This is a genomic window from Streptomyces sp. NBC_01622 (assembly GCF_045209635.1).
Taxonomy (GTDB): domain Bacteria; phylum Actinomycetota; class Actinomycetes; order Streptomycetales; family Streptomycetaceae; genus Streptomyces.
Genome location: NZ_CP109293.1, coordinates 5,096,249 through 5,111,635 on the forward strand (window position 1 = coordinate 5,096,249; position 15,387 = coordinate 5,111,635).

Annotated in this window: 13 protein-coding genes; 6 read left to right on the forward strand and 7 right to left on the reverse strand. The window is 71.4% G+C overall.

The features are described 5' to 3' along the window. Positions 1-38: 38 nt before the first annotated feature. On the forward strand, positions 39-2,438 hold the full coding sequence (locus OH768_RS22935) for an HAD-IC family P-type ATPase (RefSeq protein WP_406456430.1): 2,400 nt from the start codon (positions 39-41) through the stop codon (positions 2,436-2,438). 110 nt (positions 2,439-2,548) lie between these two features. Here OH768_RS22935 and OH768_RS22940 read toward each other — a convergent pair whose 3' ends face one another. The 4 genes from OH768_RS22940 to OH768_RS22955 form a co-directional block, all read right to left on the reverse strand. After that, entirely contained in the window at positions 2,549-3,352 is an 804-nt protein-coding gene (locus OH768_RS22940; RefSeq protein WP_406465406.1) for a calcium-binding protein, read from the reverse strand. 59 nt (positions 3,353-3,411) lie between these two features. Continuing rightward, complete coding sequence (locus OH768_RS22945; protein ID WP_406456432.1) at positions 3,412-6,537, reverse strand: sacsin N-terminal ATP-binding-like domain-containing protein; 3,126 nt, start codon at positions 6,535-6,537, stop codon at positions 3,412-3,414. Positions 6,538-6,788: 251 nt separating this feature from the next. Then, positions 6,789-7,457: a Type 1 glutamine amidotransferase-like domain-containing protein gene (locus tag OH768_RS22950; RefSeq protein WP_406456434.1), complete on the reverse strand. Its 669-nt coding sequence runs from the start codon at positions 7,455-7,457 to the stop codon at positions 6,789-6,791. 570 nt (positions 7,458-8,027) lie between these two features. Further along, complete coding sequence (locus OH768_RS22955) at positions 8,028-8,954, reverse strand: DUF3027 domain-containing protein (protein WP_406456436.1); 927 nt, start codon at positions 8,952-8,954, stop codon at positions 8,028-8,030. Between the two features lie 410 nt (positions 8,955-9,364). Here OH768_RS22955 and OH768_RS22960 point away from each other — a divergent pair, with 410 nt between their 5' ends. The 4 genes from OH768_RS22960 (at position 9,365) to OH768_RS22975 (ending at position 12,821) form a co-directional block, all read left to right on the forward strand. Beyond that, positions 9,365-10,789 (forward strand): MFS transporter, encoded by a 1,425-nt coding sequence (locus OH768_RS22960; protein ID WP_406456438.1) that lies wholly within the window; start codon positions 9,365-9,367, stop codon positions 10,787-10,789. Between the two features lie 73 nt (positions 10,790-10,862). Next, entirely contained in the window at positions 10,863-11,327 is a 465-nt protein-coding gene (locus tag OH768_RS22965) for a hypothetical protein (protein WP_019072517.1), read from the forward strand. Further along, positions 11,297-11,983, forward strand: a complete 687-nt coding sequence (locus OH768_RS22970) for a futalosine hydrolase (RefSeq protein WP_406465407.1) — start codon at positions 11,297-11,299, stop codon at positions 11,981-11,983. Before OH768_RS22965 ends, OH768_RS22970 begins: the two co-directional genes overlap by 31 nt. Continuing rightward, complete coding sequence (locus OH768_RS22975; RefSeq protein ID WP_406456441.1) at positions 11,973-12,821, forward strand: 1,4-dihydroxy-6-naphthoate synthase; 849 nt, start codon at positions 11,973-11,975, stop codon at positions 12,819-12,821. The genes OH768_RS22970 and OH768_RS22975 overlap by 11 nt, the downstream gene beginning before the upstream one ends. A gap of 17 nt (positions 12,822-12,838) precedes the next feature. On the opposite strand, the gene OH768_RS22980 is transcribed toward OH768_RS22975, so the two are convergent. Then, positions 12,839-13,222 carry a cold-shock protein gene (locus tag OH768_RS22980; protein ID WP_019057239.1) on the reverse strand — a complete coding sequence of 128 codons (384 nt, stop codon included), beginning with the start codon at positions 13,220-13,222 and terminating at the stop codon, positions 12,839-12,841. Positions 13,223-13,360: 138 nt separating this feature from the next. On the opposite strand from OH768_RS22980, the gene OH768_RS22985 reads away from it, so the two are divergent. Continuing rightward, positions 13,361-13,609: a hypothetical protein gene (locus tag OH768_RS22985; protein WP_399115492.1), complete on the forward strand. Its 249-nt coding sequence runs from the start codon at positions 13,361-13,363 to the stop codon at positions 13,607-13,609. On the opposite strand, the gene OH768_RS22990 is transcribed toward OH768_RS22985, so the two are convergent. Beyond that, on the reverse strand, positions 13,588-14,241 hold the full coding sequence (locus OH768_RS22990) for an HAD family hydrolase (protein ID WP_406456444.1): 654 nt from the start codon (positions 14,239-14,241) through the stop codon (positions 13,588-13,590). The two genes, OH768_RS22985 and OH768_RS22990, sit on opposite strands and share 22 nt — an antisense overlap. A gap of 49 nt (positions 14,242-14,290) precedes the next feature. After that, positions 14,291-15,271 carry a hypothetical protein gene (locus OH768_RS22995; RefSeq protein ID WP_406456446.1) on the reverse strand — a complete coding sequence of 327 codons (981 nt, stop codon included), beginning with the start codon at positions 15,269-15,271 and terminating at the stop codon, positions 14,291-14,293. Positions 15,272-15,387 lie beyond the last annotated feature (116 nt).

A 15,387-nucleotide genomic window follows, 5' to 3' on the forward strand; every position in this document is an offset into this window, starting at 1 on the left:
GCGGGTGAAGCCGTAAATCCGCACGTACCGTCGACTGCATGACGCACACCGACGCGGGCGCCGAACTCGACCCGGTGCACCCCGTGCCCATTCCGGCACGGCGGGCCCATGGACTCAGCACCGCCGAGGTCGCCGAACGGGTGGCGCGCGGGGAGGTCAACGACGTCCCGGTGCGCAGCAGCCGGTCCCTCGGCGAGATCGTGCGCGCCAACGTCTTCACCCGGTTCAACGCGATCATCGGTGTGCTCTGGCTGATCATGCTGTTCGTGGCGCCGTTGCAGGACAGCCTGTTCGGGTACGTGATCCTCGCCAACACCGGGATCGGGGTCTTCCAGGAGTGGCGGGCGAAGCAGACCCTCGACTCCCTCGCGGTGATCGGCGAGGCGAAGCCGACGGTACGGCGGGACGGGGCCGCTGGGGAGGTGAGCACCTCCGAGATCGTGCTGGGCGACCTCATCGAGATCGGGCCCGGGGACAAGGTCGTGGTCGACGGGGAGTGCGTCGAGGCCGACGGCCTGGAGATCGACGAGTCGCTGCTCACCGGTGAGGCCGACCCCGTCGTCAAGCGGCCGGGGGACGCGGTCATGTCCGGGAGTTTCGTGGTCGCCGGCGGTGGCGCGTTCGAGGCGACGAAGGTGGGGCGTGAGGCCTACGCCGCCCAACTCGCCGAAGAAGCCTCGCGGTTCACGCTCGTCCACTCCGAGCTGCGTACCGGCATCTCCACGATCCTCAAGTACGTGACGTGGATGATGATCCCGACCGCGATCGGCCTGGTCATCAGCCAACTCGTCGTCAAACAGCACGGGTTCAAGGACTCGATCGCGCGGACCGTGGGCGGGATCGTCCCCATGGTCCCGGAGGGGCTGGTCCTCCTCACCTCGGTGGCCTTCGCGATCGGGGTCATCCGGCTTGGCCGGAAACAGTGCCTCGTCCAGGAGCTTCCGGCCATCGAGGGCCTCGCCCGCGTCGACACGGTCTGCCTCGACAAGACGGGCACGCTCACCGAGGGCGGCATGGACGTCACCGAGCTGCGCCCGCTCGGCGGGGCCGACGAAACGTACGTACGCAAAGTCCTCGGCGCGCTGGGCGAGTCGGACCCGCGGCCGAACGCGTCGCTGCAGGCGATCATCGCCGCCTACCCGGACAGCGAGGAGTGGCGGTGTGTCGAGTCGCTGCCCTTCTCGTCCGCGCGCAAGTACAGCGGGGCCTCCTTCAGCGAGGGCGACGGGGAGTCCAGCACGTGGCTGCTCGGGGCGCCGGATGTGCTGCTGGGCGCCGACGATCCCGCGCTGGCCGAGACCGGGCGGCTCAACGAGCAGGGGCTACGGGTGCTGCTGCTGGCCCGTGTCGCCGGTGAGCTCGACGATCCCGAGGTGGCGCGGGGCGCCCGGCCGACCGCGCTGGTCGTCCTGGAGCAGCGGCTGCGGCCCGACGCGGCGGAGACGCTGCGCTACTTCGCCGAGCAGGATGTGCGGGCCAAGGTCATCTCCGGGGACAACGCGGTGTCCGTGGGGGCGGTGGCCGGGAAGCTGGGGCTCAGCGGGCAGGTGGTCGATGCCCGTCAACTGCCTTCGGATCAGGAGGAGATGGCGAAGTTCCTGGACGAGGGCACGGTGTTCGGGCGGGTCACTCCGCAGCAGAAGCGGGACATGGTGGGGGCGTTGCAGTCGCGCGGGCACACGGTCGCGATGACCGGGGACGGCGTCAACGACGTACTCGCCCTCAAGGACGCCGACATCGGGGTGTCGATGGGCTCGGGGTCCGAGGCCACCCGGGCGGTCGCGCAGATCGTGCTGCTCAACAACAGCTTCGCGACGCTGCCTTCGGTCGTCGCCGAGGGGCGGCGGGTCATCGGGAACATCACCCGGGTGGCGACGCTGTTCCTGGTGAAGACGGTGTACTCGGTGCTGCTGGCGGTGCTGGTGGTGTGCTGGCGGGTGGAATATCCCTTCCTGCCGCGGCACTTGACGCTGCTCTCGACGCTGACGATCGGCGTCCCCGCGTTCTTCCTGGCGCTGGCGCCCAACACGGAGCGTGCGCAGCCCCACTTCGTGCGGCGGGTGATGCGGTACTCGATCCCGGGTGGGGTGATCGCCGGGGCGGCGACCTTCGTGACGTATCTGATCGCCCGTCACTACTACACGGGGAAGGGGTCGTTGGGGGCAGAGACCAGTGCGGCGACCCTGACGTTGTTCCTGATCTCGATGTGGGTGCTGGCGATCATCGCCCGACCGTACACGTGGTGGCGGGTGACGCTGGTGGCGTCGATGGGGGCGGCGTTCGTGGTCGTGCTGATCGTGCCTTGGCTTCAGCACTTCTTCGCGTTGAAGTTGGTGGGGGTGACCATGCCGTGGGTCGCGGTGGGGGTTGCGGGGGTGGCGGGGGTTTTGCTGGAGGTGGTGTGGCGGGTGGTCGATCGGCGGGGTGCGGCGGCGTAAAGGGTCGTATGTCGACTGCGGGTGCGTCGTGGCTGGTCGCGCCCACGCGGCGGAGCCGCATATCGATACAGACCCGCGCCCCTAAAGGGCGCGGGTCGCTGCGGAGCTGGTTACTTGACGTCGATGAAGTCACCGGCGGCGTTGACCGCCGAGGTGCTGGACGTGCCCGCGAAGCTGTAGCGGAAGTAGCCGTTGACCGTTGCCGTGACCGTGGTCTTCAGGGTGCCCGTGGAGCTGGTCTTGATGGTCTTGACCGTGGTGTAGGTGCTGGAGCCGTTCTTGCGGAACTGGAGCTTGACCGGCTGGGTCGAGTAACCGGAGTACGTGCCGGTGTCCCAGTTCGCGCGGGTCAGCTTGCCGGTGACCGTGATGGTCTTGCCCTTCTTCACGGGCTCCGGGGTGGCGTTGGCCGTGAGCTTCGACAGGCGCTGGACCTGGAAGCTCTTCGCGTTGTCCTTCTGGACGTAGTCGTTGTCCTTGCCCGTGGCGATCGCCCAGACCTTCCAGCCGCCGGCGGCGAAGCTGAACACCTCGGTGCCCGGCTCCAGGTCGTAGGTCGCCTTGCAGGTCGACGTCGTGGCGTTGACCGCGGTGCAGGTGGAGCGGTGGTTGCTGCTGGTGGCGACGGCACCGGTGTCGGAGGACTCGATGTCGGAACCGTGGTACAGGATGGCCTGCGCCCAGCCGACGCCCGAGGCGTCCTTCACGGTGAAGCTGACAGTGATGGTCTTCTTCGCGGTCGCGCCGACGACGACCGGCTTCCCGCCGTTCACCACGACGCCCGAGATCGTGGTGTCCCCCTGGACCTCGTCCGCCTGCGCGGCAGGAACGGCGAGGACCGAGAGGGCCAGGGCGCCGGTGACGACGCCGAGGGTGGCACGAATGCGCGTGGATTCCCCAGTTACAGAAGTGATCGTGGGGCCAGTTGGCCCAGCAGGTCAGACGTGCGACGGAAGGGAGATCACGCCCCCGCTCAGTCGAACCAGCGGTCCCGGGCCAGTTCCTCCGTCCGGGACGGGTCCTCCAGCAGTGCGGCGACCTCGAAGCGCCGGGGCCACTGTCCCGCCGCCCAGGCGAGGCCTGCGGCGACGCCCTCCAGGGTCGAGGCGTGCAGCACGCCGTCGCGGGTGCGGCGCCAGTCGATCTCCACTCCGTCCACGACGAGTTCCTCGTGTTCGACGTAGGTCGCGGGGGTGAGGGGGCCGAGGAGGACGCGGACGGAGTCCGGTACGTCGTGTTCGGTGCCCTCGGAGGTGACCTCTCCGGTGATGGACTCGCTGAGGCGCCGGACCTGGAAGAGTTCGGCCAACTCGGCGGCCCGGGACGGGCGTACGGGGAGCAAGGGGATGCCGGCTGTGAACGGGAGCAGGTCGGGTGAGTCGACCACCACCGCGTCGGCCGCGTCCACGACCGTCACTTCGCCGTCGACCACGGCCCTCAAGTCGTCCGGCAGGGTGACCTGTTCGGGGTCCAGGTCGGCCAATGCGCCGTACAGGGCGTGCAGTTGGGCGCCGGTGACCTCGCGGTCCGGGTCGGCGAGGCGGTCGAGGAGTTCGGCGGCGCCGCCGGGCTCGTCGAGGAGGGCGGCGACCGAGGTGCGGACGCCGAGTGCGCGGAGTACCTGTTCGTCGTCGAAGCCGGTCGCGTCGGCCTCGTCGTAGAGGCCGCGGAGGAGCGGGTCGCCGCCGGACGCCAGCAGGCCGGCCGGGCGGCGGCCGTCGAGCACCGGGTGGCCGCGCAGCCACCAGGCCGTGTAGGGCCGTACGACCTCGTAGGAGCCGTCGGGGAGCAGGATGCGGATCTGTTGGGTGATCGCGTCGCGGAGGGGCGGCTGGGCGAGAAGGGCGAGGGCTTGCGGCCAGCGGTCGTCGTCGACGAGGTCCAGGTCGCGGACCGCTACGAGTTCGGTGGCCACGGGCGGGACGGGGGTGTCGGGGAAGCGGTCGAGCACGTCCTCCGACCACACGTCCACCGAGTCCAGCAGGCCGGGGTCGTCCGGTTCCGCGAAGTCGCTGTCCCGGGGCTCCAGTTCGTCCGGGTCGAGGACTACGTCGGTGGCGCGGACGAGGGCGAAGTTGGCGAGGACTCCGCAGGCGGCGAGGGGTTGTTCGCCCCAGCGTTCTGCCAATTCCGCGTCCACGAAGGCGAGTTCGTCCTCGCGGATCACCTGGGCGAACGGGCTGCCGGGGAGGACGAGTTCACCTGCGGGTGCGAGTTCGCCGTCCTCGTCGGGCAGGGCGAGCGCGCCCAGCCAGGGTTCGTCGCCGGGTTCCAGGCCCGCGTCCCGGACGAGGGCGAGCACCGTGTCGGCCAACTCCTCGGCGTCCGGGGTGGGTTCGTCCCATACGGCGCCGCCCTCGTCGTCGAGGGAGGCGGCCACCGCGGCCCGTACCTGGGGTGTGGTGAGAACCGCGCGGGGCGTGGCGGGCAGCGCGCCGAGCTTCTCCAGGAGGGGGTGTGCGGCGTCCGGGTGGGCGACCTTGAGGCCGAGCCGGGCGAGGACTTCGGGTTCGACGTGCGCGGAGTCGGGGGTGGGGAGGAGGACTTGGCGGGGCCCGATGGTCGTCCGCCCGTCGGCGAGCGGTACCGGCAGTCCCGACAGCCGGTCGGGGTCGACGCCCGCGAGGCTGTCGTAGAGCCGCCGCCACCAGGCGGGGTCCTTCTCCAGGCCGGCCAGCCGGTCGACGGCGTCGGTGAGCGGGACCCGGGCGACGCCCAACGTCCGTAGTTCCACGCGGCGTTCGAGGCCGGCGGGGAGGAGGGTGGGGAGCACCTCGGCGAGGACGCGCACGGTGTCGGCGCCGGCGCCCTCGACGACCTCGGCGTCCCGGGGCCGTAGCGACTCGGGCAACTCCGAGTCGTCGGTGGGGGGTTCGACGGCGGGCGGCAGGAAGGAGGTGCGCGGCAGCCGCTCCAGGATGGCCTGGCGCAGGGTGCCGTCCAGCTCACCCTTGCCCAGGGGGCCGGGCACGAGGTCGATGATGCCGGCGGTCACCGGCCGCCAGGCGGCGAGGAGTTCGACGTAGGCGTCCGCCGCGCGCTCCACCACGAAGTCGGTCAGCGGGCCGGGGGCGGCGTGGCGGCGGGTGGTGTCGAGCGGGAGGGAGGCGATGAGCAGCGCGGGTACGCCGAGGGGTTCGTCGCTGGGTGTGGGCGCGTGCACGACGGGGCTGGTGCGGGGGCGGGCCGGGGTGCCGTCGGCGTCGACGGGCACGGCCCAGGTGACGGACCAGTAGGGCCGCTGCCGCTCCTCGACGGGACGGTCTGCAAGGAGTTCCTTGGCGAGTTCGCCGTGTGCGGAGACCGTGCGCCAGCGGGTGGTGCCGTCCCGGCTGTCGTCCACGACGGTGTCGGCGCGGTCGCCGCGGCGGGTGAGGGTGCGGGGCGCGGCGTCGCCGACCTCGATCACGACCTCCGCAAGCCCCGGCAGGGCGAGCAGCAGGGCGTCGTCGACGGCGTTCAGGAGGCGCTCGGCGAGGTCCTCGGCGGCGCTGTCGCGCAGCGGGAGGATGACGACCGTGTCGTAGGAGTCGGGGGCGCTGCCCACGGCGGCGAACGGGAGGCGGAGGAGGGGGATGTGACCGTCTCGGCGGCGGATCTCGGTGCCGAGGCCCGGGCTGTGCCGGGCGGTCTCGTCGGCGAGTTCGCGGGCCTCGGCGAGGGACCAGCGGACACCGCCGTGGCGTCCTACGAGGGCGGGTTCGTCGGTCACGGCGACGACGGCGGCGAAGCCGACGCCGAACCGGCCTACGGCGCTGTCACCCGCGTCGCGTTTCGCGGACGCGCGGAGGGTGGAGAGCGACTCGACGCCGGCCGCGTCGAGGGGGGCGCCGGTGTTGGCGGCGCACAGGACGCCGTCGCGGAGGGTGAGCCGGAGGCGGCCGGCCACGCCTGCGCGGGCGGCGGCGTCGGCGGCGTTCTGCGCGAGCTCGACGACGAGCCGGTCCCGGTAGCCGCCGAGGACGAGGTCCTCCTCGGCGTTGGCGTCCTCCCGGAACCGGGCCGGGCTGGTCGCCCAGGCGTCGAGCACCCCACGCCGCAGACGGGCGGTCCCGAACGGGTCGGCACCCTCGGCAGCGGGCCGCACGAACTTACTCACGTACGTTCACTCTCCTCATCGACGTCGCGATGAAGGTACCGCGCGTAGGGGGTTGCTGTGTTTTCGCCCGCGGGTGGTGGGGGGGCGGGGTCGGGGCGGTACGGCGCAGCCCGCCGCCGGTTGCGCCCCTCTGCTTGTTGCCACAGTCGACGGCGTGGGGACCAGCTAAGGCGGCGGGCTGCGCCGTACCGCCACGACCCGCTCCCGCTCGTTGGCGGCTGCGGGTGCCTGGTGCTTCTCGCCTCGCGTGGCTACGGGTGGAATCGCCACCGCCCTTCGGTGACTACGTCCACCTCGCCGTCCCTGACGCGGAGGGCCGTGTCGTCGTCGATGAAGTAGATCGGGAAGTCCGCGCGTGCGGTGATGCGGTCGGCCCAGGTGTCGTCTCGTTCGCTGAAGTCCGGCGAGTACAGGTGGGGTTTGAGGTACCAGTCGAAGAGGGCGAACGGCGGTTCCACGGTCGTCGCGCCGAGGAGGTGGAGGTCGGCCGTGTCCCCGATGACGTCGGCGGAGTGCGCGGTGAGGTTTTGGCTGAAGATCATCGATCCGGCGCTGACCCCTACGTAGACCCGGTTCTCCAGCGCCTCCAGGAAGCCGTCGGCGAGGCCGTTGCCGGTGATGCTGCGCGCGAGGTGGTAGTGGTTGCCGCCCTCGACGTAGATGACGTCGGCGCGGAGCAGCCGGTCTAGCACCAGTTGCCGGGGCAGGCCGTTCAGCTCCAGGACGTCGAACTCCCGCCAGCCGAGGCCGTGCAGCCGGTTCAGGTCCGCGACGAGCCATGTGTGGTCCCCGGGCTCGGCGAGGGATGCGGTAGGAACGAACACGACGTTCGCCGACCCGAACGGCTTGCCCAGCATGTCCCGGAGCGCTTCCCGCAGCGTCTCGTTGCGCAGGCCACTCGCCGTCAAGAGAAGATTCATCGGGCGAGCCAAGCACGGGAGATGGGCGGGGGCAACGAACCCGGTACCTATGGTTGGCGCTCCGCCTGCCTTCGCCTACCAGCTTCGATGGTGCTCAAAGACTGCTGGTCGCACGCGGGCGGGCCGTTCAGGAGCCGGCTGCCGAGCGGAGTGGAGAGGTGATGGGCGCTGGTGCCGGTGCGGTGGGTGGTGATGAGCCCGGCGTCAGGCAGCACGGTGGTGTGGTGGCAGACGGTGGCCGATGAGATGCCGATGCGGCGGGTGAGGTGCAGGCCGCGCCCGAGACGATGAAGGCTGTTCGCGGGTGAGCTGGAAAGGGGAGTACGCCTTCGGTGCCGAAGAAGCCGCCCGAACGGCTTCCGCAGAATTCCTCGCCGCCGTGGAACGCAAAGCCGCTGAACTGGTCAGGGCCGCCGAGGCATTCCACATCCACGGCCGCGCCCACGAGGGGATCGATCCGAAGGGGAGCGACGTCATCGTCCCCGATGGGATGTTCACGTACCAGGTCGTGGTACGCAGCGAACGCGTCTACGTCGTCCAGATCACGTCTCCCGCCCCGCACTCCCAACCCTACGAGTGCCCCAACTCCGCCGATTCCGCGTCTGTGCCCACCGGCACCGACCCCGAGTCCGCCGCGGGCCGCAGCGGGAACGGGTCGACCATCGTCTCGTCGATCACCGGGGCGGGGGGCTGGGGCGGTTTGGGCATGACGGCTGCTTCCGAGTGGCCGCCGCAGCCGTAGGACAAAGACACCACGTGGCCGTCGGCCGGGGAGAACTCGTTGGCGCAGACGCCGAAGGCCTGGCCGAGGGAGCCGCCGATGGCGACCAGGAAGCCGCAGCTGACGCAGGCCGCCGGGGCCGCCTGGGCCATGGGGGTCTTGGGGCCGTAGCCGTCCTCCCAGCGGTCGGCGGCGACGTGCAGGCCGTAGCGGGAGAGGACCCGGGCGCGGCGGATGCCGAGTTCCTCCGCCACCGAGGCGATCGAGCCGCGCGTCGGCGCGAACGGGAGCGCCGCGGGCACCCCGGCCGTCACCTCCGCGTCCTCCGCCTCGACCAGTTCCGCCATCTCCTCGGAGACCGCCGAGTTCGGCGGGGGCTCGTCCTCGCCGGTGTAGCCGGGCTCCAGGCGCAGGTCCTCGGCGTCGGTGGGGAGCAGGTCGCCGGGGCCCATGTCGCCGGGGCGCAGGCGTTCGCTCCACGGCACCCATTCGGGGGCGAGGAGGGAATCCGGGCCGGGGAGCAGGACTACCTCGTCCAGAGTGACCAGCTTCGCGCGGGACGCCCTCGCGACAGTCACCGCCCAGCGCCAGCCCCGGTAGCCGAACTCCTTGCACTCGAAGAAGTGCGTGACCACACGGTCGCCCTCGGATTCGAAGCCCGCGTGCTCGCCGACCACGCCGGGCGCGGCGGCCTCCTCGGCTGCGGCACGGGCGAGGTCGACGGCCTCGGCGCACAGGCGGTCGGGGGTGCGGCTTCGCGTGGTCGCTGCGCTCACAGGTATCGCTTCTCTCCTACGCCGTCTCACGGGTGCGCCTGTTGCGGCGAAGGGAGCGGACGGAGCGGCTGAAAGACATGTACCAGGCCCTTGGGGGCACTGGTGGAGGGCCGCGTCGACGTCCGCGCCCGATCGCGCTCGGGCGCGCCTACGCCATCCATTGTGCGGGATGGCCGAGAGGCGCGCGGCCGAGAACAATCGCCACGGCGCGCTACGCACGCTACCTTCTCCCGGGCCATGCGCCCACACCGACGGTCCCTTGGGCGGTGCGCGGCGGTCGAAGAGAGACCTGACAGAGACCTGCGGGACCGTCACCGAAGACCTGTGCAACGACACTGAATCCACCCCGGCAGGCCGCCATACGTGCGGTAACGCCACTACTCGCACCGTTCTCGGGGCACTATGACGGGGTGGCAGCCGCGAGGTCGCCCCAAGGTGCCACCGGTGTCGGTGGAGCCAAGGGGAACATCCGAGGTGGCGGTTCGGGCCGGGTCGGCGGTTCCGTCCGCGCGATGGGTCGTGCCCTGCACTTCCCCGTCACCGGTACCGCCCGGGGCATCCGCAAGGCGACCCACGCGCACGGCGCGGGCGAGTCGGGCCTCGGCCGGCTGATCGAGCTGCACGCGGTGAACGGCGCCGGCGATGTCATGATCACCGTCGCCCTCGCGTCGACCGTCTTCTTCTCCGTACCGACCGATGAGGCGCGGGGGCGGGTCGCCCTGTATCTCGCGATCACGATGGCGCCTTTCACTGTTCTCGCGCCGGTGATCGGGCCCCTCCTCGACAAGCTCCCGCACGGCCGCCGCGCCGCGATGGCCGCCGCGATGCTGGCCCGCGCGCTCCTCGCGCTGATCATCTCCGGCGCGGTCGCCAGCGGCAGCCTGGAGCTGTATCCGGCGGCCCTGGGCGCCCTGGTGGCCTCGAAGGCGTACGGCGTCGTCAGAAGCGCCGTGGTGCCCCGGCTGCTGCCGCCCCGCATTTCCCTGGTGAAGGCCAACTCCAGAGTCACCCTCGCCGGGCTCCTCGCCACCGGCGTCGCCGCCCCGATCGCGGGCGGCCTGCACGCCATCGGCGACCCCTGGCCGCTCTACGGCGCCTTCGTGATCTTCGTGGCGGGCACGGTCCTGTGCTTCTTCCTGGACCCCAAGGTCGACTCCGCCAAGGGCGAGGACACGGCGCTGCTCGCGGCCGACGAGAACCATCTGCACGGCCCGCACCCCAAGGAGGTCAAGCGTCCGGGGCTGCGCACGGTCGGCATCGCCGTCACCCACGCGCTGGGCGCCAACGCGGCGCTGCGCTGGCTGTCCGGCTTCCTGACCTTCTTCCTCGCGTTCCTGCTGCGCGAGCACCCGATGACCGGGCAGAGCGCGGCCGTGTCGCTGGGCATAGTCGCGGTCTCGGCGGGCGTGGGCAACGCGCTCGGTACGGCGGTCGGGTCCTGGCTGCGGCAGCGGGCGCCGGAGATCATCATCGTGACGGTGATGGCGGTCGTGCTGGGCGCGGCGATCACGGCGGCGATCTTCTTCGGGGCTGTGCTGGTCGCCTGCCTCGCGGCCACGGCGGGGTTCTGCCAGGCGCTGGCCAAGCTGTCCCTGGACGCGCTGATCCAGCGGGACGTGCCCGAGCTGGTGCGTACGTCGGCGTTCGCGCGCTCGGAGACGATGCTCCAGATGGCCTGGGTGCTGGGCGGCGCGATCGGCATCGTGATGCCGCTGAACGGCGCCCTCGGCTTCACGCTGGCCGCCGCGGTCATCGCCCTGGGCTGGCTGACCACCCTGCGCGGCCTGCTCGCCTCGGCCCGGCACGGGGGTACCGGACGCCCGCGAGTGGCCTAACCCTCGGTGCCCGGCCCGGCACGCCGCACCCCACGTGGGGGGAGGACTGGACGGGCCCGATAACCTTCGCCCCATGACCATGCAATCCGCTGTGCGACGCCGCCGCGCCGTCGCCGCCGCCGGCGCCGTTTCCGCCGGACTGCTCGTCCTGTCGGCATGCGACAAGCCGACGCCGATCTCGACGATCACCGTCGGGAGGAACTCGGTCCACACGGAGGCCACCTGCTACAACGACGGCGACGCGGTGAAGACCGCGGAGCTGGCGAAGTGCCTGAAGGCCTCCACGTCGATCTCGGTCGACCCGGACGAGACCGTGCGCTTCGGTGTCGACCCGAAGATCGCCGACAACGGCTGGACGATCCTGATGAACGGTCAGCCGCTGACCGACTCCAGCAAGAAGACCTACCGGACGATCCCGGGCAGCGTGTTCTTCAACACCCAGTACGGCGCGACCGGCAACTCCACCGTCGTCTCCATCAAGGAGGGCGACAAGACGGTCAAGGGCATCTGGTCCTTCAAGTTCAAGAAGGACTCCTGACCACGTCGTCCCCACGCGTCCTCGTCGCCACCGCCGTCCCGGCCGAACGGGACGCGGTGGCACGGGCGTTGACCGGTAACCGGATCAGTGTCATCGCCGTCGGGGTGGGCCCGGCCGCCGCGGCCGCCGCCACCGCCACGGCCCTCGCCCGCGCCCGCTACGACCTCGTCGTCTCCGCCGGGATCGGCGGCGGTTTCCAGCCCGAGGCGCCCGTCGGCTCCCTGGTGGTCGCCGACGAGATCACCGTCGCCGACCTGGGCGCGGAGACCCCCGACGGGTTCCTCCCGGTCACCGAACTCGGCTTCGGCACCGTCACCCACCGTCCGCCGGCCGCACTCGTACGAGCGCTGGCGACCGCGACCGGCGCCCGCCCCGGAACCGTACTGACCGTGTCCACGGTGACCGGAACGGCGGCCCGCGCCGCGGAACTCCGCGCCCGCCACCCCCGGGCCCTCGCGGAGGCGATGGAGGGCTTCGGCGTGGCCGAGGCGGCCGTCGCCCACGGCGTGCCCGTCCTGGAACTGCGCGCGGTCTCCAACCCCGTCGGCCCGCGCGACCGCGCCGCCTGGCGCATCGGCGACGCGCTCGCGGCCCTGACCGAGGGATTCGGGAAGTGCGCGCCCGTACTGGAGAGTTGGAACCCGTATGACCAGTGAGCAGCGTCTGCAGATCGCCTACTCCCCCTGCCCGAACGACACCTTCGTCTTCGACGCGTGGGCGCACGGCCGGGTGCCGGGCGCGCCCGTGCTCGACGTGACCTTCGCGGACATCGACATCACCAACGGCATGGCCGAGCGCGGTGAGTTGGATGTGCTGAAGGTGTCGTACGCCGTGCTGCCGTACGTTCTCGACGAGTACGCGCTGCTGCCCTGCGGGGGCGCGCTGGGGCGGGGCTGCGGGCCGCTGGTCCTCACCCGTGGGCCCGGGGACCTGACGGGTCGTACGGTCGCGGTGCCGAGCGAGCGGTCGACGGCGTATCTGCTGTTCCGGCTCTGGGCGGCGGACACGATTCCGGGCGGGGTGGGCGAGATCGTCGTCATGCCGTTCCACGAGATCATGCCGGCCGTGCGGGACGGGAAGGTCGACGCGGGGCTCGTCATCCACGAGGCGCGCTTCACGTACCAGAACTACGGCCTGCACAAGCTCGCGGACATGGGCGAGCACTGGGAGGACACGACGGGGCTGCCGATCCCGTTGGGCGCGATCATCGCCAGACGGTCCCTGGGCGCGGACGCGTTGACGCTGCTCGCCGACTCGATCCGGCTGTCCGTGCGCGCCGCCTGGGACGACCCCGAGGCCTCCCGCCCGTACGTCATGGCACACGCCCAGGAGATGGACCCGTCCGTCGCCGACCAGCACATCGGCCTGTACGTCAACGAGTTCACCGCCGACCTCGGCGAGGACGGCTATGCCGCGGTCCGGGGGCTGTTGACGCGTGCGGCGGCCGAGGGGCTGGTGCCGCCCCTCGGGCCGAACGCGCTCGAATTTCCGTAGATCGGGCTGTGTAGCGGCTATACGTCCAACTGGTCGGCCACCGCACGCAGCAGGCCCGCGATCTTCGCGCCCGCGGGCTTGTCGGGATAGCGGCCGCGTTCCAGCATTGGCGTGATGTTTTCGAGGAGGGTCGTCAGGTCCTGGACGATGGAGGCCAGTTCGTCCGGCTTCTTGCGCTGGGCCGCCGCGACCGAGGGGGTCGGGTCGAGCAGCGTGACCGAGAGTGCCTGGTCGCCGCGCTGACCGGCGACGACCCCGAACTCCACGCGCTGTCCGGGCTTCAGGGCGTCAACTCCGGCGGGCAGTACCGAGGAATGGACGAAGACGTCGCCGCCGTCGTCGCGGGAGAGAAAGCCGAAGCCCTTCTCACTGTTGAACCACTTGACCTTGCCGGTGGGCACGTCTGTCCTCGTCCTCGTACTCGTCGGAAAACTGCTCGGAAAACGCTGGGGAACTGCCGGTACCAAGGCTAATGGTCTTCAGGCCGGTGACAAGACGTCGCCGGACTGTTCCTGTGCGCAGGGAACTACCCTGGTCGAGTGCGTGACAAAACCCAAACGAATTCCGCCGTGGCCGGTGACCGACTGATCCGTGCCGGTGCCATCGTCTTCTTCGTCGGTGCGGTGGCCACACTCGTCACCGTGGTACCGCTGCTGCTCCACACGACGCCTTTTCCGACGTACATGTACCTCTTGAGCATGCTCATGGGCGTCGGATTTCTGCTCGCGGCCGCCGGCGTACTCCGGTCCGTCGCCGCCGGGCGGCGTCAGGCGCGCGTCACGAGGTAGTCCGAAAGCCATCGCGGGAACTCGGTGAGATCGCCGAGCACGACATCCGCACCGGCCGTCCGCAACTCCTCCGCATCGCACGGCCCGGTCGTGACCGCGACCGACAGCGCCTGGGCGCCGCGGGCACCGCGCACGTCCCCGACGTGGTCGCCGACGTAGACGCTCGCGCCCTCCTCGCGCAGCGCCTCCGCCTTCCGCTCGGCCCACAGGTCGCCGATCACGGCGTCGGCGTCGATGCCGAGATGAGCGAGGTGCAGCTTCGCGTTGGGCTCGTACTTCGCGGTGACGACGACCGCCCGCCCACCGGCCGCCCGCACGGCCGCTATCGCCTCGCGGGCGCCGGGCATCGCGGGGGTCGCGGCGATGGCGATCGAGGGGTACATCTCGCGGTACAGGTCGGACATGGCGGGCACCTGGTCCGCCGGGAACCAGTTGACCAACTCGTCGGCGAGCGGCGGGCCGAGCCGGGTGATCGCCAGTTCGGCGTCGATGTACGTCCCCGTCCGCTCCGCCAGCGCCAGATAGCAGGCGTGGATACCGGGCCGGGAGTCGATGAGGGTCATGTCCAGGTCGAAGCCGACGGTCGGGGCGGGCGGGGCGGAGTGCTGGGCGCGCGAGGTCATATGGGCCATTGTGCCCAGTGCCCGTGAAGGACCTGCGGTCGTGCCCCCGTCCTGCCTCCTACCTCTGCCGCTGCGAGCGCCACACCAGGAACAGCGCCGACGCGACGGCCGCGCCCCGCACCACCCACGGCCAGGTCTCGGAGATGGCGTCGTTCATGTGGCCCTGCGCGATGGGGATGCCCCAGCGGCCGGTGTTCCTGCCCCACAGCCAGACGATGCCGGCCACGACGGCCGCCGTCGGCATGCCGATCACCGCCCACTTCGTCTCCGCGTCGGTCAGCCGCCGGGAGGCGTACGCGATGAGCCAACCGAGCAGCAGCGCGAACCAGTTGCCGAGTACGGCGCCCACGACGAGCAGCGCGGCGGCGATCAGGAGGAGCGGGTTGGACCAGCCCCCGGTGGGCAGGCGGGGGACGACTCGGCGCCGGCGGGCGGGGGCTTCCGGTGCCTGCTCGACGGCCGGTGCGACCACCGGCTCCGGTTCCTTCTGGAGCGCCTTCGGGGGCTCTTTCGGCGGCGGGGGCTTGAGCAGTTCCGGGATCTCCACCCCGCCGGTGAACCCGGGGACGCTGTCGCCGAGCGCGAAGCCGTTGCCCTCCGTCCGCCACCAGTCGGGCTGCAGCACGCTGTCGCCGAGCTCGGCCGCGCTCGCGAGATGCGGCGGGGCGGCGGCGTTGTCGGGTTCCGGTGCGGGCGCGGCCTTGGTGAGGCGTGGGCGCGGTACGACCCGGCGCAGGCCCTTGGGCCGCAGATCGTCCTCGTGGTCGCGCTGTACGGGTACGGAGGTGGACGGTGCCCGGGGGACACCGGCGCCGGTGCCGGCCGCGGCGACGACCTCTTCCGGGCTGCCGAGGCCCTTCAGGATGCGCTGGACGGCGGCGGGAGTGTCGGCGGTGGCTCCGGCGCGCCGTCGGTCGATCTCGTTGCGCAGCTCGGACACCAGCCGCATCCGGGTGACCGAGGGCAGCTGGCGTTGCTGCGCGACGTCACCGACGCGGCTCAGATACTCGTAGACGACCTGGTCGCTCTCGATACCCACGAAGTCCCCTCCGGGGCGGGTGCGTTGGATACCCCGTGGTGACAGACGTTACCGCCAGCGGGCCCGGTGCCGGGAACCTCACGTCGTGCGCGCTCCCCCACGGTCGCACCCACCCG